The organism is Streptodolium elevatio (assembly GCF_053592165.1).
On the sequence record NZ_JBSFVE010000006.1, the window covers coordinates 338506 to 361739 of the forward strand.

21 protein-coding genes are annotated in these 23234 nt (G+C 72.8%); 4 read left to right on the top strand and 17 right to left on the bottom strand.

Annotated features, from left to right (window positions below; translation table 11 throughout):
* Nucleotides 1–5 precede the first annotated feature (5 nt).
* On the bottom strand, nt 6–806 hold the full coding sequence (locus ACWD12_RS14900; protein ID WP_358347242.1) for a phosphatase PAP2 family protein: 801 nt from the start codon (nt 804–806) through the stop codon (nt 6–8).
* Between the two features lie 83 nt (nt 807–889).
* Between ACWD12_RS14900 and serS the strand changes: the two genes are divergently transcribed.
* Nucleotides 890–2170 carry a serine--tRNA ligase gene (gene serS, locus ACWD12_RS14905; RefSeq protein ID WP_358347245.1) on the top strand — a complete coding sequence of 427 codons (1281 nt, stop codon included), beginning with the start codon at nt 890–892 and terminating at the stop codon, nt 2168–2170.
* On the top strand, nt 2167–2973 hold the full coding sequence (locus ACWD12_RS14910) for an HAD family hydrolase (RefSeq protein WP_358347248.1): 807 nt from the start codon (nt 2167–2169) through the stop codon (nt 2971–2973). The genes serS and ACWD12_RS14910 overlap by 4 nt, the downstream gene beginning before the upstream one ends.
* A 56-nt stretch (nt 2974–3029) precedes the next feature.
* On the opposite strand, the gene ACWD12_RS14915 is transcribed toward ACWD12_RS14910, so the two are convergent.
* Entirely contained in the window at nt 3030–3923 is an 894-nt protein-coding gene (locus tag ACWD12_RS14915; RefSeq protein WP_358347250.1) for an LLM class flavin-dependent oxidoreductase, read from the bottom strand.
* 122 nt (nt 3924–4045) lie between these two features.
* Between ACWD12_RS14915 and ACWD12_RS14920 the strand changes: the two genes are divergently transcribed.
* Nucleotides 4046–4858 (top strand): Cof-type HAD-IIB family hydrolase, encoded by an 813-nt coding sequence (locus tag ACWD12_RS14920; RefSeq protein WP_435838953.1) that lies wholly within the window; start codon nt 4046–4048, stop codon nt 4856–4858.
* 25 nt (nt 4859–4883) lie between these two features.
* A complete protein-coding gene (locus ACWD12_RS14925) occupies nt 4884–5894 on the top strand; it encodes a phosphotransferase (RefSeq protein WP_358347255.1) in 1011 nt (336 codons plus the stop codon).
* A gap of 6 nt (nt 5895–5900) precedes the next feature.
* On the opposite strand, the gene ACWD12_RS14930 is transcribed toward ACWD12_RS14925, so the two are convergent.
* The 15 genes from ACWD12_RS14930 to ACWD12_RS15000 form a co-directional block, all read right to left on the bottom strand.
* Nucleotides 5901–7496 (bottom strand): protein kinase domain-containing protein, encoded by a 1596-nt coding sequence (locus ACWD12_RS14930; RefSeq protein WP_450099880.1) that lies wholly within the window; start codon nt 7494–7496, stop codon nt 5901–5903.
* 242 nt (nt 7497–7738) lie between these two features.
* Nucleotides 7739–8794, bottom strand: a complete 1056-nt coding sequence (locus tag ACWD12_RS14935; protein WP_450099881.1) for a protein kinase domain-containing protein — start codon at nt 8792–8794, stop codon at nt 7739–7741.
* A gap of 115 nt (nt 8795–8909) precedes the next feature.
* A complete protein-coding gene (locus ACWD12_RS14940) occupies nt 8910–9446 on the bottom strand; it encodes a bacterial proteasome activator family protein (protein ID WP_358347263.1) in 537 nt (178 codons plus the stop codon).
* Between the two features lie 95 nt (nt 9447–9541).
* Nucleotides 9542–12370, bottom strand: a complete 2829-nt coding sequence (locus tag ACWD12_RS14945; RefSeq protein ID WP_450099882.1) for an FtsX-like permease family protein — start codon at nt 12368–12370, stop codon at nt 9542–9544.
* Nucleotides 12367–13140, bottom strand: coding sequence for an ABC transporter ATP-binding protein (locus ACWD12_RS14950; RefSeq protein WP_450099883.1), 774 nt, complete (start codon nt 13138–13140; stop codon nt 12367–12369). The genes ACWD12_RS14945 and ACWD12_RS14950 overlap by 4 nt, the downstream gene beginning before the upstream one ends.
* A complete protein-coding gene (locus ACWD12_RS14955; protein ID WP_450099884.1) occupies nt 13137–13754 on the bottom strand; it encodes a PadR family transcriptional regulator in 618 nt (205 codons plus the stop codon). The genes ACWD12_RS14950 and ACWD12_RS14955 overlap by 4 nt, the downstream gene beginning before the upstream one ends.
* A 195-nt stretch (nt 13755–13949) precedes the next feature.
* Nucleotides 13950–14768, bottom strand: a complete 819-nt coding sequence (locus ACWD12_RS14960) for a hypothetical protein (RefSeq protein WP_450099885.1) — start codon at nt 14766–14768, stop codon at nt 13950–13952.
* Nucleotides 14769–15062: 294 nt separating this feature from the next.
* Nucleotides 15063–15872 (bottom strand): hypothetical protein, encoded by an 810-nt coding sequence (locus ACWD12_RS14965; protein WP_450099886.1) that lies wholly within the window; start codon nt 15870–15872, stop codon nt 15063–15065.
* A 107-nt stretch (nt 15873–15979) separates the two neighbouring features.
* Complete coding sequence (locus ACWD12_RS14970; protein ID WP_450099887.1) at nt 15980–16972, bottom strand: NAD(P)H-quinone oxidoreductase; 993 nt, start codon at nt 16970–16972, stop codon at nt 15980–15982.
* 45 nt (nt 16973–17017) lie between these two features.
* On the bottom strand, nt 17018–18070 hold the full coding sequence (locus tag ACWD12_RS14975) for a potassium channel family protein (RefSeq protein ID WP_358347317.1): 1053 nt from the start codon (nt 18068–18070) through the stop codon (nt 17018–17020).
* A 104-nt stretch (nt 18071–18174) separates the two neighbouring features.
* Entirely contained in the window at nt 18175–19344 is a 1170-nt protein-coding gene (locus ACWD12_RS14980; protein ID WP_450099888.1) for a molybdopterin molybdotransferase MoeA, read from the bottom strand.
* A 92-nt stretch (nt 19345–19436) separates the two neighbouring features.
* Complete coding sequence (locus tag ACWD12_RS14985) at nt 19437–20339, bottom strand: NTP transferase domain-containing protein (RefSeq protein ID WP_450099889.1); 903 nt, start codon at nt 20337–20339, stop codon at nt 19437–19439.
* 4 nt (nt 20340–20343) lie between these two features.
* Nucleotides 20344–21003 (bottom strand): TrmH family RNA methyltransferase, encoded by a 660-nt coding sequence (locus ACWD12_RS14990; protein ID WP_358347286.1) that lies wholly within the window; start codon nt 21001–21003, stop codon nt 20344–20346.
* Nucleotides 21000–22238, bottom strand: coding sequence for an HTTM domain-containing protein (locus ACWD12_RS14995; RefSeq protein WP_450099890.1), 1239 nt, complete (start codon nt 22236–22238; stop codon nt 21000–21002). Before ACWD12_RS14995 ends, ACWD12_RS14990 begins: the two co-directional genes overlap by 4 nt.
* Entirely contained in the window at nt 22225–22941 is a 717-nt protein-coding gene (locus ACWD12_RS15000; RefSeq protein ID WP_450099891.1) for a DUF5819 family protein, read from the bottom strand. Before ACWD12_RS15000 ends, ACWD12_RS14995 begins: the two co-directional genes overlap by 14 nt.
* Nucleotides 22942–23234 lie beyond the last annotated feature (293 nt).

Consider the following 23234-nt stretch of genomic DNA (forward strand, 5'->3'; position numbering starts at 1 on the left):
AATTCTTACCCAGGCTCGCGGCCGTCCGGACGGCCCACGTCGATCCCCGTGTCCGCGTCGGACGTGATCTCCGCCTCCACCTCCGGGTCCTCGGGCACCGCACCGGCCGATTCCAGGGGGTCCCACAGCGCCGTGACCAGCACCCAGAACACCGCGAGCACGACGACACCGAGCGCCCAACCGGCGACCACGTCGCTCAGGTAGTGCACCCCGAGCGCGATCCTGGTGAAGCCCACACCCAGCACCGACACCACCGCGACGACCACCGCGACGGGCCGCACCCGGCGCGGCAGCAGCGGCCACAGGCCGATCAGCAGCACGCCGCAGCCCAGCACGCCGTTGAGCGCGTGCCCCGAGGGGAACGACCATCCGTGCGCCGTCGCGATCGGATCGGCGAAGGTGGGCCGGTCCCGCGCGACCGCCAGCTTGCACAGGCCGCCGGCCGCGCCCCCGATGACCATGACGGTGACCACCCACACCGAGGTACGCCTCCTGCGCGCCGCCCACAACCCGGCCGCGAGACCTGCCGCCAGGATCCGGAACGCGTTCGGGTCCCACACCCAGTCGGTGAGGAACCGCGTCACGTCGACGACCGTCGGCCGCGCCTCCATCCAGCTGTGCAGATCGCGCGCGACCTGGGAGTCGACCCGGAAGAGGGCGTCCCAGCCGAGCGCCACGAGCAGGGCCAACGCGACGAAGACGGCGGCGGACACGATCGCGGGCACCGCGTACCGCGCGGGGAGCCACCACACGTGGTCGGCGTCGTCCGCGGTCGTGTCGGCCGGGCTCGGAGAAAGGCTGCGCACCCCCCTTTGATACCCGCTTGTTCGCGCCCCGGTGCGGAAAAGGCGTGGCCGTCGGCCATCCGGCGCCCGGTACGCTAATCCCCGTGATCGACCTGCGACTGCTCCGTGAGGACCCCGACCGCGTCCGCGCCTCGCAGCGTGCCCGCGGTGAGGACGAGACCATCGTCGACAAGCTGCTGGCGGCCGACGAGCGCCGCCGCGCGTCGGCGACCGCGTTCGACCGCCTCCGCTCCGAGCAGAAGAGCGTCGGCAAGCAGGTCCCCAAGGCGCAGGGCGACGAGCGCGCCACCCTGCTGGAGCGCGCGCAGGCCCTGTCGGCCGAGGTCAAGGCCGCGGACGCGGAGCAGGACGAGGCCGCCGCCGAGGCGCAGCGCCTGCTCCTGGAGCTCTCCAACGTGGTCGAGGACGGCGTGCCGCCCGGCGGCGAGGACGACTTCGTCACGCTGGAGGAGGTCGGCACCCCGCGCGACTTCGCGGCCGAGGGCTTCGAGCCCCGCGACCACGTCGAGCTGGGCAAGCTGCTCGCCGCGATCGACGTCGAGCGGGCCGCCAAGGTCTCCGGCGCCCGGTTCTACTACCTGACCGGCATCGGCGCGATGCTGGAACTGGCCCTGGTCAACATGGCGATGGCCCAGGCGAACGCCGCCGGGTTCACGCCGATGATCACCCCTGCCCTGGTGCGTCCCAAGGCGATGGAGGGCACCGGCTTCCTCGGCCAGGCCGCGGAGAACGTCTTCCATCTGGAGAAGGACGACTACTACCTGGTCGGCACCGCCGAGGTCCCGCTCGGCGCGTACCACATGGACGAGATCATCGACGCCCGGCAACTGCCGCTGCGCTACGCCGGGTTCTCGCCGTGCTTCCGCCGCGAGGCCGGGACCTACGGCAAGGACACGCGCGGCATCATCCGCGTGCACCAGTTCGACAAGGTCGAGATGTTCGTCTTCACCACGCCCGAGGAGGCCGCCGCCGAGCACAAGCGCCTCCTCGACTGGGAGAAGGAGTTCCTGACCGCGCTCGAACTGCCGTTCCGGGTCATCGACACGGCCGCGGGCGACCTCGGGTCGTCGGCCGCCCGCAAGTTCGACTGCGAGGCGTGGATCCCGACGCAGGGCAAGTACCGCGAGGTCACCTCGACCTCGAACTGCACCGAGTTCCAGGCCCGCCGCCTGTCCGTGCGCATGCGCGGCGAGGACGGCACGCGGCCGCTTGCGACGCTCAACGGCACGCTGTGCGCGGTCCCGCGCACGATCGTGGCGATCCTGGAGAACCACCAGCAGGCCGACGGCTCCGTGCGAGTACCCGCGGCGCTGCGCCCGTTCCTGGGCGGCCGCGAAGTCCTGGAGCCGGTGGGCGCCGCGTGACGGCCGGCCCCTTCGGGCTGGTCGCGACCGACCTCGACGGCACTCTCGTACGTGACGACCACACCATCTCCGGTCGTACGCGCGCGGCGCTCGACGCCGTGCGCGCGGCCGGCGCACACCATGTGATCGTCACCGGCCGCGCCGTCTCGTGGTCGCGCCCTGTCTTCGAACACCTCGGCTACCAGGGCCTGGCGGTGTGCTCGCAGGGCGCGCAGGTCTACCACGCGGGCGAGGACCGGCTGCTGACCTCGGTCACGCTCGACCGCGGCGTGGCCCGCTTGGCCGTCGAGAAGCTGGTGGCCAACCTGGGCCCGGTCGCGCTCGCGGTGAGCCGGGCGGGACTGGACGGCGAGGTGGTGGTCGAGCCGGCGTACGCGTACCGGCTCAGACTGCCCGTGCGCACGGTCGCCGACCGCGCCGAGTTGTGGGCAGAGCCGATCCTGAAGGCGTATGTCCAGCTCCCCGGCCTCGACGACGACGAACTGGCCGCCCGCGCCCGGGAGATCTGCGACGGCCTCGTCGACATCACGCACGCGGGCCCCGGGATAGTGGAACTGCTGCCGCCCGGCCTGGCCAAGTCGATCGGGCTGTCCCTGGTGGCGCGCCGCCTCGGCGTGCGGGCCGCCGGAACGATCGCGTTCGGCGACATGCCCAACGACCTGTCGCTGCTGCGGTGGGCCGGGCACGGCGTCGCGATGGCCAACGCGCACCCCTCGCTCAAGGCGATCGCCGACGAGGTGACCGCCTCGAACGATGAGGACGGTGTGGCGGTCGTTCTGGAGCGCCTGTTCCCGACAGGCTGACCGGCTTCCCCGGCGCCCCGCCCGACCGCGCGCGACGCGCCGACCCGCGTATCCGCCTACAGGTCGCGGACCTGCGGCAGCCCGTCCGCGACGATCCGCTCGAAGACCTTCTCGTCGGTCCCGAACACGGTGCCGGGCACGGGCAGGTGTACGGCGATCTCGGTGATGCCCACGGCGGCGTGGCGGCCCGCGTGGTCGACGAAGGCGTCGACGGAGTCGAGCACACGTTCGTCGGTGGAGCCGCTGAGCAGCACGCGGCCGAGTTCCTTCGGGTCGCGCCCCTCGGCGATGCAGGCGTCTTCGAGGCGGTGCACCTGATCCGCGATGTCGGCGGTGTACTGCGCGGCGGTCTGCCCCGTCAGCCGCTTCGGGTCGCCGAAGGTCACCCACTGCTGCCCGAGCCGCGCCGCGAGGCGCATGCCGCGCGGACCTGTCGCGGCGACGGAGAAGGGCACGCGCGGCGTCTGCACGCAGCCCGGGATCATGCGTGCCTCGACCGCCGAGTAGTACGTGCCGCGGTACGTGGTCGCCGGCGCGGTGAGGAGGCGGTCCATCAGGTCCAGGAACTCCTCGAAGCGGTCCTGGCGTTCGCGCGGCGGCCAGGGGTCCTGGCCGAGCGTGGTGGCGTCGAAGCCGGTGCCGCCCGCTCCGATGCCGAGCGTGATGCGCCCGCCGGAGATGTCGTCGAGGGTCATGACCTCCTTGGCGAACGTCACCGGGTGCCGGAAGTTCGGCGAGGTGACGAGCGTGCCCAGGCGTACCCGCGAGGTCACCGCGGCGGCGGCCGCGAGGGTCGGCACCGTGCCGAACCAGGGCTTGTCGCGGAACGTGCGCCAGGACAGGTGGTCGAAGGTCCAGGCCGTGTCGAATCCCGCCTCCTCCGCCGCGCGCCAGCGCGCGAGCGCCTCTTGGCCTGAGTAAATCGGGAGGATCACGACACCGGTTTTCATGATCCAAGACTAGATCGGCCCCGATGTGCGGCAAATTGCGACAAGCCGACGGGCGTCCGTGCGGGCGGGGTACCCCGCGGAGCGGAGGTGTGCCCTGCATCTCCGCGGACGCGTAAGCGAGGATGTACGGCGTGACTGCCTCTCCGCGCCCGCGCCTCGTCGCCACCGATCTGGACGGCACCATCGTCCGCAGTGACGGCACCATCTCCGACCGCACCCTCGCCGCCCTGGAGGCCGTGGAGGCGGCCGGTGCGGAAGTCGTGTTCGTGACCGGCCGACCGCCGCGCTGGATGGACAAGGTCGCGGAGGTCACCGGACACCACGGCCTGGCGATCTGCGGCAACGGCGCGGTGGTCTACGACCTGCGGGCCGAGCGCATCGTCGAGACGCATCCGATGGACGTCACCGCGGCCCGCAAGGTCGTGGGCCTGATCAAGGCGGAGATCCCCGACGTGTGCTTCGCGGTGGAGACGGCGACGGGGTTCGCGCACGAGCCCGCGTACCCGCCGCTGGAGCGCGACCTGTCGATCGTGCACGCGGTGGCCCCGGTGGAGGAACTGCTCGACGGTCCGGTGCTGAAGCTGCTGGCGCGGCACGCCTCGCTCGCCCCGGACGAGTTCCTGGCCCTGACCCGGGCCGCGGCCGGCCGGTACGCGGAGTTCACGCACTCCTCCAAGATCGCGCTTGTGGAGATCAGCGGCCTCGGCATCAGCAAGGCGACGACGCTCGCGTCCTTCGCCGCCCGGCACGGCATCACCGCCGCCGAAGTGGTGGCGTTCGGTGACATGCCCAACGACCTGCCGATGCTCACCTGGGCCGGCCACCCGTACGCGGTCGCAAATGCTCATCCGGCGGTCTTGAAGGCCGTCCCGAATCACACAGCCGGCAACGATGACGACGGTGTCGCACTGATTCTGGAAAAACTCTTCTCGTAACTCTGCGTAGAGATAATGTAACTCTATGCACACAACCCGCGCGGGGCGATCCCCGCTGTCCGCGCTGCTCGGCCACTACGCGGTCGGCACCGCGGTGGGGTTCCGGCCCATCGCCGAAGGGCTGCTGAACCGAGGATACGAAGTGACGACCACCGAGGGCCGGTGGTTCCTCAAGCACTACCTCGACCAGACGCCCGCGGCGATCGCCTTCCAGCACCGTGTCACCGAGCGCCTGCGCGCGGCCGGCATTCCGGCGCTACCGCCGGTCGCCGACCGGGAGGGCACCACCGCACGCCGCGTCGCGGGCCGCTGGTTCGCGCTGTTCCCGTGGGTCGAGGGCCGGCACCGCGGCGGCGGTGAGCTGGACGACACCGAGTGCACGCAGCTGGGCGGCCTGCTCGGCCGGGTGCACGCGCAGCTGATCCGCATGCTGCCGCCCGTGCAGCAGCCGATGTTCGCCCCCGCGGCCGACGCCGCACACTCGATGGGGGTGGCCACCCGGCTGCTCGAACGCATACGCGCCCGTGCCGTCCGCGAACCGTTCGACGAACTGGCCGAGCACCGGCTGATCGAACGCCTGCGCATGCTGCGGCGGCTCGCCCACCGACGGCCGGCCGACCACGACCGGCCCCGGACCGGCTATGTGCACGGCGACTTCCACCCGCTGAACCTGCTGTACGCCGAGCGCGACCCGGTCGCGATCATCGACTGGGACCGCTTGGCCGCGCTGCCCGACACCGAGGAGACGGTACGCGCCGCGCTGCTGTTCTTCACCGCCTCGGCGACGGGCACCCTCGACCTGCCGCGCGTACGCGCCTTCGTGCATGCCTACCGGGCGGTCAGCGACCCGGGCGACGACGAGTTGGCCGCCGCGGTGCAGCGCCTGTGGTGGGAGCGGCTCAACGACTTCTGGATGCTGAACCGGCACTACGACGAACGCGACCACCGCTCCGACCCGTTGTTCCCGGCGTCCGCCGCACTGATCGTGTGGTGGACCCGGCACTACGAGGAGGTGATGGCCGCGTTCGTGGAGTGATGTCCGCTATCCGGCGGGGTTCGACGTCGGCGGGGGCCCCGATGTCGCCGGCTTGGTGTTCGTCGCCGGGTTCGACGTCGGCGGGTCGCTGGTCGGCGGCGCACTCGTCGCGGGCTTGGTCGTGGTGGGCTGCGACGACGTGCTCGGCGGCCGCGACGTCTGGTTGTTGGTCTGCGGGTTGCCCGAGGGCGCGGTCTGGCCGGGGTTCGGCGCCGTGCGCGGCGGCGACGACGTCCGGATGGTCTCCGACTCGGTGTAGGTCGGGTCGGGCAGCGGGTTGTTCGCGCCCGGGGAGCTCTCGTCGGTCTGCGTCTGGGAGTTGGACGTCACGGTCCCCGGCGCGTTCGGGTTCTTCTTGTCGCCTTCGTCGTCCCCGGGCTTCATCAGCGTGAGCACCGCGAACGTCACGCCCGCGATCACCATGACGACGACCACCGCGATCATCGCGTAGAAGAAGCCCGACCGGCGGCGTTCGTCGCGGTCGTCCTCCACCATCGGCATCGCGCCCGTGCCGCCGTCGTTCGTCGGCAGGGACAGCGGGCCGCCCGGCAGGGGGCCGGTGCGCATCGAGTCCGGACCACCCGGCACCGGACCGCCGAGCCGCGCGGTCGGGGCGGCCGCCATCGATCCGGTGGCGCCCGCCGACCACGCCTGGTGCTGGCGCGTGGTCCCGCCGGGCGGCTGGGCCGGGATCCTGGTGGTGGGCGGCGCCACGTGGACGGTCTGGCCCGCCAGCACGCGCCGGATGTCCATGCGCATCTCTTCGGCGGTCTGGTACCGGTCGTCCGGGTTCTTGGCGAGCGCCTTGAGGGCGATCGCGTCCAGATGCGCCGGGATCCGCGCGTCCGAGGCGGACGGCGGACGCGGGTCGTCCTGCACGTGCTGGTACACCACGGACAGCGGCGTGTCGCCGTTGAAGGGCGGCCGCAGGGCCAGCAGTTCGTACAGCAGGCAGCCGCTGGAGTAGAGGTCGCTGCGGGCGTCCACGGTGCGACCCAGGGCCTGCTCGGGCGACAAGTACTGCGGGGTGCCCATGACCATGCCGGTCTGCGTCATCGTCGTCGCGGCGCTGTGCAGCGCGCGGGCGATGCCGAAGTCCATCACCTTGACGGCACCCGAGTTGGTGATGATGACGTTGGCGGGCTTGATGTCGCGGTGGATGATGCCGTGCCGGTGGCTGTACTCCAGTGCCTCGAGCACACCCTCGGTGATCCGCAGGGCCTGCTCCTGCGGTATCGGCGATCCTTCGGACAGCAGTTCGCGCACCGTGCGGCCCTCGACGCACTCCATCACGATGAACGGCACCAGCTCGGGGCCGATGCGGTCCTCACCCGTGTCGTACACGGACACGATCGCGGGGTGGTTGAGCGACGCGGCGTTCTGCGCCTCGCGGCCGAAGCGCGAGCGGGCCACCGGATCCTGCGCGAGATCGGGGCGCAGTGTCTTGACGGCGACGGTACGGCCCAGCCGTACGTCGTGGGCCATACTCACCTCGGCCATGCCGCCGCGGCCGAGCTGACGCCCCAGCTCGTAGCGTCCCGCACCGACGGTCCTGACCTGGGTCCCGGAGACCTCGTCGTCCGGGCGCTGCGGCTGACCCATCACTCCTCGCCGTCCGTCTCGTCACGGTCCGCCGGGAACGGACTCGCTCGTCCCAACGATCGCCGGGCCGCAAAGGCACGGCGGGTCCCGGCCCCGTGCGCACATGGCATTGTCCCGCAATCCGGTATCCGAGTCACCGTACCGGCAGCAGGGCCATGCCATCAGGCTTGAACGGCCCCCACGGCGAGATATAGCTCACCGCAACGCCATTGACGCGGGCACGCCAGGATAACCCGTGACGGCTACCCCGTTGCCACGAAGGCAAGCACGGCGGCGACCAGAAGTGCCATGCCGACGACGAACACCAGCGCGCGGCGGCGCGATCGGCTGCGTCTCTGCGCCCTTCGTGTGCCCTGCACCGGCACCGGACCGCGCCCCGGCGCACGCCTGCGGTGCCCGCCCGCACCGGGGAGCATGCCCCCGCCCGAATCCGACACCTCGTCAGGGATGATGCGCGCGACTGCCGCCCGCATCTCCTTCGCGGACGCGAAACGCAGTTGGGGGTCCTTGCGCAGCGCGTGCAGCACCAGATCGTCCACCGCTCCCGGCACGTCGCGGTGCGCCGACGGCGGGAGCGGCTCGTCGCGTACATGCTTGTACGCCACGGTGATCGCGCTGTCCCCGTCGAACGGCACGTTGCCGACCAGCAGTTCGTAGAGCAGGCAGCCCACCGAGTAGACGTCGCTGCGCGGTGAGGCCGGATGGCCCAGCGCCTGCTCCGGCGAGAAGTACTGCGGCGTCCCCATGATGTGCCCGGCCGCGGTGAGCGACGCGGATGTGCCGTGCACCGCCCGCGCGATGCCGAAGTCCATGACCTTGACCTCGCCGTGCTGCGTCACCATGACGTTCACCGGCTTGATGTCCCGGTGCACGATCCCGTGCCCGTGGCTGTACTCGAGCGCGTCGAGGACGTACGCGGCGATGCGCAGCGCCCGGCGCCAGGGCAGCGGCCCCTCGTGGCGCAGCAGCGCACGCAGCGTGTAGCCCTCGACCAGCTCCATGACGATCCACGGGATCGGACCGCCGGACACGTCGTCCTCGCCGGTGTCGTAGACCCGCACGATCGCCGGGTGGTTGAGCGCCGCCGCGTGGTGCGCCTCGCGCGCGAAGCGCGAGCGGGCCACCGCGTCCTCGGCGAGGTCGGTGCGCAGGCGCTTGACCGCGACTATGCGGTCCAGAGCCACGTCGTGGGCCTCGTGCACCACCGCCATGCCGCCACCCCCGATGCGGCGGAGCGTGCGGTAGCGCCCGTCGCCGAACAGGGTTCCGGCGAACTCGTCGTGCCGGTCGTGCACCATCCCGCGGCCCCCCGTGGTGCGGCGTCGAGGCGGCGGTACGGCGGGTCGCGACGCGCGTCCCGCCGTACCGTGCCGGGAGTCTGCTCCGGGTGTGCACCCGGCGTCCACCGGTGCTCTACAGATACGGGCCGGACGCGCCGGCCGGACCGCCCTCGCCGGGCCGCCCCGGCATCGCACCGGGCGGCAGCGCCCTGCGCATCGTCTCCAACTGGGCGCGCGCCGCCATCTGCTGCGCGAACAACGCCGTCTGGATTCCGTGGAAGAGACCCTCGAGCCAGCCGACCAACTGGGCCTGGGCGATGCGCAGCTCGGCCTCGGTGGGGACGCTCTCCTCGTTGAACGGCAGCGTCAGGCGCTCCAGCTCCTCGACGAGCTCCGGGGCGAGGCCCTTCTCCAGCTCCTTGATGGACCCCTTGTGGATGTCCGCGAGCCGCACCCGGCTCGCCTCGTCGAGAGGCGCCGCACGCACTTCTTCGAGCAGTTGCTTGATCATGCTGCCGATGCGCATGACCTTGGCGGGCTGCTCGACCATGTCGGTGATGGCGAGTTCGCCGTTCTCGCCGCCTTCGGCGCCGCCCACCGCCATGCCGTCGGGGCCGACGATCACGACGTGCGGGTTCTCGTCCTGCGATTCGTTGTTCGGCATGCTCATGCCCCCATCCTCTCCCGTCGGCGGCGGCCCCCGCCACGGGGACCGCTCCGACGGGAGAGGATGCCTGCCTGCGAAGGGGCTTGTGGGCGGGCCGTTCACCCGCTCCGCGGCCGCATGACCTCGCGCGACCGCGTGCACAGCGCCGCGATGGCGGCGGCCAGCAGCGGAATCACCACCAGTGCCAGGCCCATCTGCGCCCAGGGGATGACCACGACGATGTCCGGCAGTTTCGACGTGTTCTGCAGTCCACCTTCGGCGATCGCGGCCTCCTGGGCCCGCTCGGCGACCTCGGCGGTCTTCCAGCGCAGCGCGGCGGCGGGCAGCAGGCCCACGACGACACCGAGTGACGTGCCGATCAGGGCGATCACCCAGCTCTGCGCGGCGGAGAGCGTACGCCGCACTCTCGGCGGCGCGCCGACCGCGCCGAGGGTGGCGAGGTCCTTGCGGCCGTCCGCGAGGGCCAGTCCGGTCGCCACGCCGGAAGCGCCCAGGGCGACCAGGACCGCGGCGGCACCGAGCAGCAGGATCTGGGTGCTCGGACGCCCCTGGTAGCCGCGTTCGACCTCGACGCCGCCGCCGCCCAGCGCGTGCAGCGCTTCCTGGGCCCGCTGCTGGGCCGCCTCGCTGGGCATCTTCGTGGTGTCGTAGACCAGTTGCGTCGGCTCGACCGGGATGCCGGTCAGTTTCGCGGGCTCCGGCCCCAGGATGACCGCCGCGTAGTCGAAGCCGTCGGACTCGACGTACAGCGCGGGAACGTCGAACGTGCGCGGTGGCGGCAGGGGGCCGTTCGGCGGTTCGGGCATCTGCCCGTCGGGTCCCGGCTCGGCCGAGTAGATCGTGCCGATCGAGATGGTGACCTTGCCGTCGTGGATGTACCGCTCGTCGAAGACCACCGCGCCGTTCTTCAGTGCCTCGGGTATGCGCGGGTCGGTGCTGCCGTTGACGCGCCGCACCAGATCGGCGTCGCCCACCGGCAGGTTGACCATGCCCCAGAACTCGTTGCTGCCGGGTGCGCAACGGGGGTCGGTGCGCGCGGCGGCCACCTCGGCCTCCGTGGGCACCGGGTTCTCCCCCTGGTCGCCGGAGTACAGCGGACACTGGTTGGCCTCGGGGATGAAGGCGGAGACCGTCGTGCACGTCTGGCCGGGAGGGCAGTAGCTGGAGGCGTACCCCATGACCATTCCCTCGCCGGTGACCGGCAGGTTGTCCTCGATGGCCTTGGTGAAGCCGGCGTCCAGGGCACGGCCGGGGGGCGGGTACGCGACGACTTGGCCGTGGCCCGCGCGCGGCCGGTAGCTCTCGCGGTTGTCGTGGTCGGTGCCCGCCCAGTACGCCGTCACCGCCACCGCTCCGGCCACCGCCGCCATGACCGCCGCGACCGCGGGCGCGGTGCGCGGCCGGTTGCGGGCGGCGTCCCGCAGCGCGAGCCGCGGCGTCAGCGGGAGGATTCGGCCGAGCCGCCCGGCCATGCCCACCAGGGCGGGACAGCAGGCGATCACGCCGAGTTGGGCCAGTACGCATCCGGCCAGCAGGACGATGTCGTTCGGGTTGACGGCCGCGCCGTAGTAGGCGACGCCGAGTCCCGCGGCGCCGGCGGCGGCGCCGACGACCGGCAGCACGCGTGAACCGCGCCGCACGCCGCGCCGGCCGGTCAGCGAGTCCACGATGTTCTCGCGGGCCGCGAGGAACGCCGGGACGGCCGCGGCGATCATGCCGATGACGATGCCGAGGGCCACGACGGCGGCGAGTTCGAGCGGGCGTACCTCGTAGTGGCCCAGCTCCTTGCCGGACATGTCGGCGAACCAGTCCCGCGAGAACCAGGCGGCGCCCAGCCCCAGAACCGTGCCGACCGCCCCGGCGATCACGCCGAGGACGACGCCGTCGGCGAGCACGATGGTGCGGATGTGCCGCTGGTCGCCGCCTGCGACCCCGACCAGCCCGAGGTCCCTTCTGCGGCGCCGCGCTCCGACGGCGAACGCCGGTCCGGCGAGCAGCACGACCTCCAGCAGGGCCATGCCGAGCACCACGACCCCGACGGCCACCGCGAGATCGCTCACCTGGTCGACCCCGAAGGCGAGCTGCCGGTACGGAACCTCGCGGTCCGCCAGCTTGCTCCCGTCGACCTCGCGCGAAGTCGCCACGATGCCCTTGGCATTGAGCTCGCGGACCTTGTCCCAGGTGTACGTGCCCGCCGGTGCGTCGACCAGGTACTCGTATTCGAGCGGGGGACCGGGCCTCGGGTCCAGCTTCTCCAGCAGCGCCCCCGGCATCGCGAACACACTTCGCTCGCGTAGCGCGTTGGGCAGGTTGACGGTGCCGACGATGGTGAAGGTGCGGCCGCTGTCCGGCTGGGTGAGCGTGCCGCCGATGCGCAGGCCGCTGACCGACAGGAACTTCTCGGTGACCACGACCTCGTCGGCCTTCGCCGGCGCGCGGCCGGCGGTCTGCCACACGATGCCCTTGGCCAGGGGGTGGCGGTAGTCGAACTCGACGAAGTCCGCCGTGGTCATGCCGTGCGCGGTGCGGAGCGAGAGCGGGATCTGGACCCTGGGGACCACCGTGGAGCCGGCGGGGACGGAGCCGAGGACGTCGGGGTGGAGCTCTTCGGGAGGCTGGTACGCCCCCGGCGTCCCGGAGGGCAGCGACTGCAGGATCATCGCCTGGGCCATGTCGTCGCCGTTGTCGGGGTCCTGCACGACGGCGGCCTGGACCCCGGCGTCCCGGACGAGCGCGTCGGCCTGCCCGATCTTCCGCTCCAGGCGCTCGTTCCGGTCCAACTGCTGGCTGCGGTACACGATGTCGGCCGAGCTGCCGGCGAACACCGGCAGGGCGATCATCAGCACGATGAGCAGACTGCGCCCTTTGGCGCGCCATGCCTCGCGCCGGGCTATGCGCAGCGCGGCGCGCCACGCGGGGACGTTCATCGGCTGCCCTCGCGTGCGAGCAGGTTCTCGGGGACGTCGTGTCGGCCGGTGTCGTCGACGAGGCGCCCGTCCCGCAGGAAGACGATGCGGTCGGCCCAGGCCGCGTGCCGTGCCTCGTGGGTCACCAGGACGGCGGCCGCACCCGCGTCGCAGCGGGCGCGCAGGACCCGCAGGACGGCTTCACCGGTCGCCGAGTCGAGGGCGCCGGTGGGCTCGTCCGCGAGTACCAGGCGGCGGTCGCCGACCAAAGCGCGGGCGATGGCGACGCGCTGCTGCTGGCCGCCGGACATCTCGTCTGGGAAGCGCTCGGCGAGTTCGGCGACGCCGACCTCCGCGAGCGCGTCCTGAGCCGCGGTCCGGGCTTTGCGCACCGACGTTCCGTCGAGTTCGAGGGGCAGGGCGACGTTCTCGGCGGCGGTGAGGGCCGGGATCAGGTTGAGGTCTTGGAACACGTAGCCGACGCTGCGCCGGCGCAGCGCGGCCTGCCTGCGGCGCGGCAGGCCGCTGATCTCCTCGCCCTCGACCAGCACCATGCCGGTGGTCGGGCTGTCGAGCCCGCCGGCCAGCATCAGCAGGGTGGACTTGCCGGAGCCGGACGGGCCCATGACGGCGAGCAGTTCGCCCGCGGAGACGGTGAGGTCGACGCCGACCAGGCTCTGCACCTGGGTCTCGCCGCTGCCGTACGTGCGTCCCAGGCCCCGCAGTTCGAGCACCGGCACGTCCGCCGCACCGGCGTGGGCGGTGGATTCCGTGGCCGTCGGTCCGGTCATCGCTTCCCCCTGCGGATCCGGCCGCGCTTGGGCGGGCCGTCCTGCGCTGCCGCCTCCCCGGGCGGCGGTGCGGTGGGCAGCGGCTCGGCGGCGGGCGGGACGACGTCGCGACGGGCGAGCCGGGCCTCGCAGTGGTCGAGCCAGCGCACCTCGGCCTCCGCCTGGAACACCAGGCTCTCGAGCACGAGTTGCCACGCGAGGTCGTCCTCGGCGGCGCGGACCTTGAGCCGTGTGTAGTCCTGGAGGGCGCGCAGCGTGTGCGCGCGCTGGGTCTGCACGACGGCCGTGACGTCGACGCCGGGCACGGCGACCGCCATGGCCAGCTTGATGGCCAGCTCGTCGCGCGGGCGTCCGGCGCGGGAGACCGGCTCGTCGAACCACTCCTGGAGCTCGCGGCGGCCCTCGTCGGTGATGCGGTAGAAGACGTGGCCCTCGCCGTCCTCGCCGTCCGGTACGACCAGCCCGTCCCGGTCGAGGCGCCCGAGCGTCGTGTAGACCTGGCCGACGTTGAGCGGCCAGGTGGATCCGGTGCGGGACTCGAACTCGGCCCGGAGCTGGTAGCCGTAGCGGGGCCCCTGGTCCAGGAGGGCGAGCAGTCCGTGCTTGATTGACATACTCAGTATGTATACCGGGTATGCTCATTTCCACAAGGCCTCTGCGCGTACCGGACACCCGGACACCGGTCCGGGCGGGCCGGACGGGCCGGGCTGCACAGGAGGCCGGAGCTGCAGTCCGCACCGAAGCTGTGGGCATGGGAGCCGTCACCACCGGGGCCGCTGATACCGGAGCCGCTGGTACCGGGCCGTCGGTCAGACGCAGACGACGTCGATGGTGATGGCCCGCGTCTGGGCGTAGACCGCGGGCTGCAGGATGCGGAGCTGCACGGTGCCGCGCACCCGGGTGCCGTCGAAGCGAAGGCCCACCGGCCACGGGATCTGGAGGCTCTGCTGCCGCGGCCCGGTACCGGTGAAGTGCAGTTGGTCGGGCGGCCACGCGCGGGCGTTCTCGAAGAACCACTGGTAGACGATGTCGCCCTGGCCGCCGTCGACCATGATCGTCGCGGCGATGACGACCTCTTCCCGGTCGTTGCAGCGGATCTGCGCGCCCGGCCCGTGGTCGCTGGTCAGCACCACGCTCACCACGCGCATGCGCGCCGAGACGGGCGCCACGTCATCGTCGTCGTCATCGGTGCCGGGCACCTTGCCCGGCGGCTGGGTGGAGAATCCGGGGCCTTGTGTCGCCGGGGGGCGGGTACCGACCGGCGGCGCGGCGGAAGCGCCGGAACCCGATGCGCCGGAGCCGCCCGTCGCGGCCGGGGTCGACATCGGCGATGCAATGGTGCCGCCGGCGGACGGCGCGGCGCTCGGCACCGCCGGGGTCCCGCTCGGCGCGGGCACGGGCACGACGACGGCAGGCGGCCCGTCGGTCGTCGCCGCGGGACTCGGCATCGCGTGCTCTTCGGCGGGCAGTTGCGGCGGGATTCCGACCACCGGCTCGGAGGGCGCGGCCTGCTCGGCGGCGCCGTCGGTGCCGTAGCAATTGACGAGGGCGAGGACGCCGACCATCAGCAGGGCGATGATCACGGGCCCGACCGGGACACGCCGAATGAAGGCGCGAACTCGGTGCATCCGGCCTCCTTCCCGCCGATCGGGGTCCGCCCCCTGCCGACCGGGGGGCCACCGGCCCTGGCGGGCCTCCTCGCCGCGCTCCCCGTCCGGATGGCCAGGGGCGAGGTGGCACTGCCGGAAACTATCGCGAATCAGGCCCCGCCGTCTCCGATGTGACCGCCTTGATGAGACTGCACTCTTCTCGGGAGTTGCACCAGACGGCACCCGGCCCTGTGGCCACATCGGTACGCCACGCGGACATGACTACACGTCATATTCGCGCCTCGGCGGAGCGGTTGCGGACGGCCGGGAGGGTCAGGACCGCCCGCGTCGGCGGCGCGCGGCGATGCGTACGAAGGCCGTGCCGCCCGCCACCAGCAGCAGGCCCAGCGCCACGAGCTGGACGGTTGCCCCGAGACCGGTCTTCGGCAGCCCGGGGGACTTGGGTTCGTCCGGAGCCGCCCCGGACTCCGGGGCGACGGACCCGGTGGGAGCGGGCGGGAGCGGCGGAGGGTTTTCCACGTACCACGCCACCGTTCGACCGCCGGAGCGCACGGCGCTCACGCCGGAGCGTAGACCGGGGACGACTTCGATCCCGGCGGCCTGCATCGCGGCGATGCCCTCCGGCCCGCCGGACAGGACGAGTTCGTGGTCCACGGTCAGGGCCGGCATCCCCGAGACGTCGACGACCGGCGTGATGCCGAGCGGCGCGACGCGCGCCAGCAGTGCGTCGCGGTCCTCGCGCGTCGGCCGCGCGGTGCTGTCGGTACGACCCGGCAGGCCGTGCTCGCGTGCGCCGCCCGTTCCCCCGGGAGCCGTCGAGGGGTGCGGGTCGGGATCCGGCCGCAGCCCGGGCACCCCGGCCCGCGGCGCGGCGGTGGCCACCCCTGCCGGGGTGCTGCCCGGCGCGTTCTGCGGGACGCCGGGCGGGGCGTTCCCCGCGGCGTTCGCCGGCGCACCGCCCGGCGCGTCGACGCGGTCCCCCGCGGATGCGCCCGCCGGGACGTCGCCGGGCGCGTCGGCCCGCGCCGCCGTGGGCGCGGGCTCGGGCGGCGCCGCCCAGGCCGAGGGCACGGCGAGCGCGGACAGCACCAGGTATGCCGCGACTGCACGGGTCCGCTTCACGGCCACCTTCCCCAGCGCCCCTCGCACCGGACCTACCGGTGGTGCTTGGCAGCCTAGGAAAAACGGACTATTCGTTCAATAACCGACATTCCGAAAGTTCGGTGTGATCACTTCCGATCACCCGGCACCGCCAGGACGACCTTGCCGACATGTGTGCTCGCCTCGACGATCCGGTGTGCCTCCGCGGCATCGGTGACCGGCAGGACGCGGTCCACGATCGGCCGCACCCGGCCGGCCGCGATCAGCGGCCACACGTGCTCGCGCACCGCCGCGACGATCGCCGACTTCTCCGACAGCGGACGGCCCCGCAGCGAGGTCGCGGCCAACGCCGCGCGCTTGGTGAGCAGCTGGTTCAGGTTGATCTCGGCCTTGACCCCGCCCTGCAGGCCGATGATCACCAGGCGGCCGTTGACCGCGAGCGCGTCGACGTTGCGGGCGAGATACTTCGCGCCCATGTTGTCCAGGATCACGTCGACCCCGGCCCCGTCGGTCTCCTCCGCGATCCGCGCGGCGAAGTCCTCCTCGCGGTAGTTGATCGCGACGTCCGCACCCAGCTCGCGGCAGCGGGCGAGCTTCTCCTCGGTGCCCGCGGTGGTGAAGATCCTCGCACCGACCGCCCGGGCCAGCTGGATCGCCATCGTGCCGATGCCGCTGGAACCGCCGTGCACCAGGAACGATTCGCCCGGACGCAGGTGCGCGACCATGAACACGTTCGACCAGACGGTCGTCACGACCTCGGGGAGCGCGGCCGCCTCGACCAGGCCGACACCGTCCGGCACCGGGAGGAGCTGGCCGACGGGGACGCGCACGTACTCCGCGTACCCGCCGCCCGCCAGCAGCGCGCACACCTCGTCGCCGACCGCCCAGCCCGCGACGCCCGCACCGAGCTTCGCGATCCGGCCCGACGCCTCCAGGCCGGGGTACTCCGACGCGCCGGGCGGCGGCGGATAGAAGCCCTGGCGCTGCATCAGATCCGCGCGGTTGACCGCCGTGGCGGCCACCTCGACCAACACCTCGCCGGGCCCCGGCTCCTCGTCGGGGACCTCGGTCCAGGCCAGTGCCTCCGGCCCGCCCGGGGCCTTGATCGTGATCGCGTGCAACGCTCTCGCTCCTCGTCGTTCGGCGTACGGTCCGTCCGCCGCCGCTCAGTGCCGTTCGGACGACGGTGTCACTATCCCGGTACCCGGCTGGCCGATGCTGCGGATCACCACGAGCCGGTCCCCGGCCGCCAGCTTGGACGCCTCGGGGTCGTCGTGCCGCAGCATGCGGTGCCCGCGTACGACCGCCACCACCAGGTCGCGGCACTGCGACGGCGACTTGCCGGCCTCGCGCTTGTCCACCGGCCGCTCGATCAGGTCCATGCCCGAGCCGTAGTGCAGCAGGTCCTCGACGACCTCGCCGACGTTCGGGCTCAGCATCGACACCCCCAGCAGGCGCCCTGCCGCGCTCGCCGTGGTGACGACCGAGTCCGCGCCGCTCTGCCGGATCAGCGGGGAGTTCTCGTCCTCGCGCACCGCGACCACGATCCAGGCGCGACGGTTGAGCTGACGTGCCGTCAGGGTCACCAGGGCCGCGGTGTCGTCGCGGTTGACCGACACGATCAGGTTCCGTGCCCGCTCGAACTCGGCGCGGCGCAGCACCTCGGCGCGCGTCGCGTCGCCGGTCACCACGACCAGGCCGTCCTGGTCCGCCGCGTACGCGGCGGTCTCCGGATCGGGGTCGACCACCACGATCCGCTCCTTGGGCACACCCTGCGCCAGCAGCGTGTGGATCGCGCTGAAGCCCGTGGTGCCGTACCCGACGACGACAGTGTGGTCTCGCAAGGTGGACCTCCAGCGGGACAGCCGCCACTGCTCCCGGGTGCGTTCGGTGAGGACTTCGAGGGTGGTGCCGACCAAGATGATCAGGAACACCACGCGCAGCGGCGTGACCACCAGGATGTTGACCAGCCGGGCGGACTCGCTGGCGGGCACGATGTCGCCGTAGCCGGTCGTGGACAGCGTGACGGTCGCGTAGTACGCCGCGTCCAGGAACGACAGTTCCCCGCCCGCGTTGTCCTTGTAACCGCCCCGGTCGAGGTAGACGATCAGCACCGTCGCGAGCAGCACCAGCAGGGCCATCCCGAAGCGCCGCAGCACCTGCTTGAGCGGCCCCGGCCGATCGCGCGGGATGCTGATCGCCGCGGCACCCGGCCCCATCGCCTCGGCCTCCGCGTCGCGCGCGACACCGGGGATCGGCCGGGCCAGGGCGCCCATCGGCCCCCTGCGGTCGGACGGCTGGTCGTCGGGCGTGCGCACCGTCTTCATCGTGGGACCCGCAGGACCTCGGCGCGGTCCCCCGCCCGGAGGCCGCCCGGCGGCACGACGGCCATCCCGTCGGCCACCGCGAAGCCGCGCAGCATCGACGGCCCCGAGAAGTGCAGGGGTACGTCCCCGGTCATCGGCACGAGCCGGGTGTCGCGCGGATGCCCGGTGACCGCGTCGGCCACCCGCACCCGCCGCGGCCTCGGCTCCGCACGGCCGGAGAGCCTGCGCAGCAGCGGGACCGCGAGGGTGAGCATGCCGGACACCGCCGCGAGCGGGTTGCCGGGCAGGGCGACCAGGAAGCGCCCGCCGCCCGGCCGCGCGCCCGGGAGGTGGGCCAGCGCCATCGGGTGCCCGGGGCGTACCGCGACGCCGTCGACCAGGAGTTCGGCCCGCAGGTCGCGCAGCAGGGAGTGTACGTGGTCGACCGGGCCGCCCGCCGTACCACCGGTCGTGATCACGACGTCGGCCTGCGAGTTGTCCACCGCTCGGCGGAGCGCGGCCAGTTCGTCGCCCACCCGGCGCACCCGGCGCACGTCCGCGCCCAGCAGCCGCAGCCACGGGGTCAGCAGCGGGCCGAGTGCGTCGCGCACGCGCCCGTCGCGCGGCAGGCCGGAGTCGAGCAGTTCGTCGCCGAGCACGAGGACTTCGACGCGGGGGCGGTCGACGACGATCAGCTCGTCGTACCCGGCCGCCGCGGCGAGCCCCGCGACGCCCGGGGTGACCACGGTCCCCGCCGGCAGCAACTCGTCCCCACTGCGGCACTCCTGGCCCTGCGCGCGGATGTCGCCGCCCTGCTGCACGTCGCCGAACAGGAGGCGGTCGTCCACCTTGCTGCGCTCGCTGCGCAGCACCCCCGTGGCCCCGCGCGGCAGCCGCGCCCCGGTGGCGATCTCGACCGCGTCACCGTCGCGCAGCGGCGCGAGCACGCCCGAGTCGTCGCCCGCGAGCACCCGCCCGCGGACCTTCCACGGGCCCGGACCCGCGACGGCCCAGCCGTCCATCGCCGACGTGTCGAACGGCGGCAGGTCGGTGAGCGCGGTCAGCGGCCTGGCCAGCACGTGGTCCCGCGCGTGGTGCAGGGTGCGGGACACCGCGGGCAGCGGCCGACCGGCGGCCCGGGCGCGCGCCCGGGCGTCGGGCCAGGGCAGATCGTGGTGATCAGACACACCGCCACCTCACCCTCATGCCGCCGCCTCGCTACGCTCGGCGGCCGCATTCGCGAAACGCATCCCTGGTTCTGCTTCGCCGCTTCGCTTGTTCACTGCTCGTTGCCTTGTTCGGGGCGCTCGTACGCCGCGGCCAACGCCTCCGCCTTGCGCAGCGCCTCGGCGACGGCCGCCTCTCCGCCGCCCGCCTGCGCCGCCGCGTACCCGACCAGGAACGCGGTCAGCGGGGCCGCCGGGCGCACGACGTTGTGCGCCGCGACCTTGGTCATGTCCAGCAACGCGGCGATGTCGACGTCGAGCTCGACGCCCAGTTCGGCCTTCACGGCCTCGATCCAGTCCTCCAGCACGTCTTCCATCCTCCCGGAACGGTCCCTCGCAGCCCGCACTTGAGGCCAGGTGTCGCAGTCGAACGCGGCGCCCTCGGCGTCCACCGCCCGAACCAGCGCCAGCGGTGCGAGCAGCCGCCGCAGCGCGGCTCCGTGCGGTTCGCCGAGCGCGGCCAGCACATCACGCAGGGCCTCGGTCCGGTACGCCGCGAGCAGCATCTGATCACGTCCGTCCGCGTCGACGAGCAGCGCGCCGTCGGGCGGCGAATTCGCGCCGCCGTCCGCCGGGCGCACCAGCGCGTCGAGGAGACGGCCCGTCACCTCCCGGGTCACGAACGGGAGATCGGCGGCCAGCAGCAGGACGTACGGCGCGTCGACCGCGGCCAGCCCGGCCGCCACCGCGGCCACCGGCCCGCCGCCCGGCGGATCCTCGCGCACCCAGCGCACCGCCGCCGCGGTCGTACGCTCCGGCCCCACCACGACCACGCGCCCCGCCCCCGCGCAGGCCTCGACTGCGCGGTCGAGAAGCGTGCGTCCGCCCACCCGCAGCGCGGGCTTGTCCCGGCCGCCGAGCCGCCGCGCGACTCCGCCGGCCAGCACGACCGCGTCGAAGCGCGGCACGGACCCGGCGAGTTCGGACCCGGCGTTTTCCGCGGCAGCGTCCGTCACGTGCTCACACCCCGCTCGGCGGCAGGTCCTCGGGGGCGACGTGCCGCACCACCCAGGAGTGCATCGCGATCGCCGCCGCGGCCCCCGCGTTGATCGACCGCGTCGAGCCGAACTGGGCGATCGAGCACACCAGCGAAGAGGCCGCCCACGCCTCCTCGGTCAGCCCGGGGCCCTCCTGGCCGAAGAGCAGGACGCAGCGCCGCGGCAGGACCGTGGTCTCCAGCGGCACCGCGCCGGGCAGGTTGTCGATGCCGATGACCGGCAGGTCCTCGGACTTCGCCCACTCCGCCAGGTCCGCGACGCCCGGGTGGTGCCGCACGTGCTGGTACCGGTCCGTCACCATCGCGCCGCGCCGGTTCCACCGGCGTTTGCCGACGATGTGCACCTCGCGGGCGAGAAAGGCGTTGGCCGTGCGCACGACCGACCCGATGTTGAGGTCGTGCTGCCAGTTCTCGATCGCGATGTGGAAGTCGTGCCGGCGCGTGTCGAGGTCGGCGACGATCGCCTCGTGGGTCCAGTAGCGGTAGTGGTCGACGACGTTGCGCCGGTCCCCCTCGGCCAGCAGCTCGGGGTCGTACCTCGGGTCGTCGGGCCACGGCTGCGGGTGCGGCCCGACGCCCACCTCGCGTGCGGGGTCGTGCGGGGCGGTTTGGTCGTCGGTCACGCGTCGAGGGTACGCGGGGCGCCCTCCGCGCCGGGCCGCGCACGCAGCCGCCCGCCGACCCACCGTCCGGCCCGGCCGCCCTGGGCCCGGACGAACAAGAGGAACGCAGTGGGCAGGAACACCAGGTCGCCCAGTGCCATGGCCGCGGAGAAGGCCGGCAGGCCCAGCAGCACGGCGATGCCCAAGTGCATGCCGAGCATGATCGCGATGACGACGTACTTCGCGCGCTTGGCGAAGACGAGGAACGCGAACCCGACCTGGGTGAAGACCGTGACGTACGCCAGCGCCGTACCCCAGACCTCGCCGCCGTCCACGACGCCGGACAGCGCCGGAAACGGCTGGAAGTACTCGAGGTTGAGCGCGTAGTGCATGGCCGTGCCGTCCTGCCACGTCTTGCCCTGCACCTTGAACAGCCCCGCGGCCGCGTAGATGACGCATACCTGGGCGGCGATCACGAACAGCGCGCAGTGGTGCATCGCGGCCACCAGGGCCGCGCGCAGTTGTTCGAGTTCGAGCGGCAGGCGCCACATCCCGGTCAGCACGATCGCCGCACCGACCAGCGACGCCCACCACGGCAGCAGCAGTCCGGCGGCGACGACCGCGAACAGCGCGACGAAGACGCCCCACTCGTGGCCCGGCCCGGGGGAACGCGTCTGCCCCGTACGCCGTGCCCGGCGTGCGTCGAGCGACCACACGCGACCGCAGGCCGTGAACATCAGGTAGAAGGACATCAGCAGCAGCACGGTGTCGCCGCTGTCCGTCATCAGCAGGGAACGGCTGTTGAAGGACACGACCATGACACAGAACAGCACGCTCGTCGCCCGCGTGTGCCAGCCCAGCACGAACAGCGTGGTCGCGAGCACCGCGACTGCGAACATCAGCTCGAACCACCAGCGTTCGTCGCGGACCAGCAGGATGCTGACACCGTCGATGCCGCCGAGCAGTCTGCGGGCCATGTCCGGCGACCAGGGCGACCGGTCGCCCCAGATCTCCCGCCGGTTGAGGAACTCGCGCAGGAGCGCGGCAAGGAAGACGCCGCCGAAGCCGATGCGCAACAGGGCCGCCTGGTAGAGGCCGCGCGGGCGTCCGGTGATGCGGCCGAGGAGAGCGAGCAGCCCTTCGGCCAGGCGTACGTCGAGCGGCGGACGCCCGCGAGCGGGCTTCGGCGCGTCGTCCGCGGGAGCCGCAGGCGCCGGAACGTGCCCGGACGCGGGCCCGGGGTCAACGGAAGTCATCGCGCTTCGTCTCCCACCAGCCCAGTTCGCGTACGGTCGGCTGCGTCGGCGACGACCCCGGCGCCGCGATCGGGGTGGACACCGCGCGTAGCTGCACCGCGACGATCCCGTCCGCGCGCCCGGCGTCCTGGAAGCGCTTGACCACGATCCTCCGCAGGTACTCCTCGGCCAGTTCGGCCTGGTTGTTGGCGGGGCTCTCGTCGGCGTTGTGCGACCCCAGGTAGAAGTCCCACGCGCGGCGCACCAAGTTCTGGTCGGCCTTGCTCGGGAACGGGTTGCCCTGGATGTGCGCGATGTCGTCGCCGGTCAGGTCCGTCCAGGCCGACTCCCGCACGGTGCCGTCCGCGGCCCGGTACTGCACCCGCGCGTTGAGCCGGACGTTGACCGCGAGGATGTCGGGCGCGAACAACTTCCAGTTCTGCTCGAAGAGGGGAAAGATCCACCCCCGGATGTCCTCCGAGTACTTGCGGGACGCCTGGTTCTCCGGGGCCACGTGCAGGCTCACGAAGAGCAGGTGGAACCCGGCCCCGACGACCAGCAGCACCGCGAGCAGAGCCGCGACGAGTTGGACGCGCGGCGAGCGGGCGTCGGGGTCTTCGGGATCGACCGCTGGTCCGGCAGGCGGCAGCTTGTCGGCGGCCCGCCCGGCAGCCGGATCGGCGGCCGGATCGATTCCGGCCACCGGGGTCTCCTGTGCGGGCATGGCCCTCCCGTACGTTGGCGGCAGCCGCACGCTACCGGGTCGGGGGCGCGAAAGGGGGCCTTCGAGGTGCCCTTATCTGCCGTGGCCCACACTCGCGACCACCCGCCGCCACCCGGCCGTCGCCTGTTCCTCGTGCCTGCACGCCACTCGGCGGCCCGGGCCCTCGTTGCCGGGTCCCTATAGGTCCAGCGCGTTCTGGCGGCCGTGTGCCGTGTAGGCGTTCAGGAGGGTGGTCCGGTCTTCCGTGGTGAATCGGCGGTATGCCGCGCCGCGTTCGGGGGTCCACCACACGG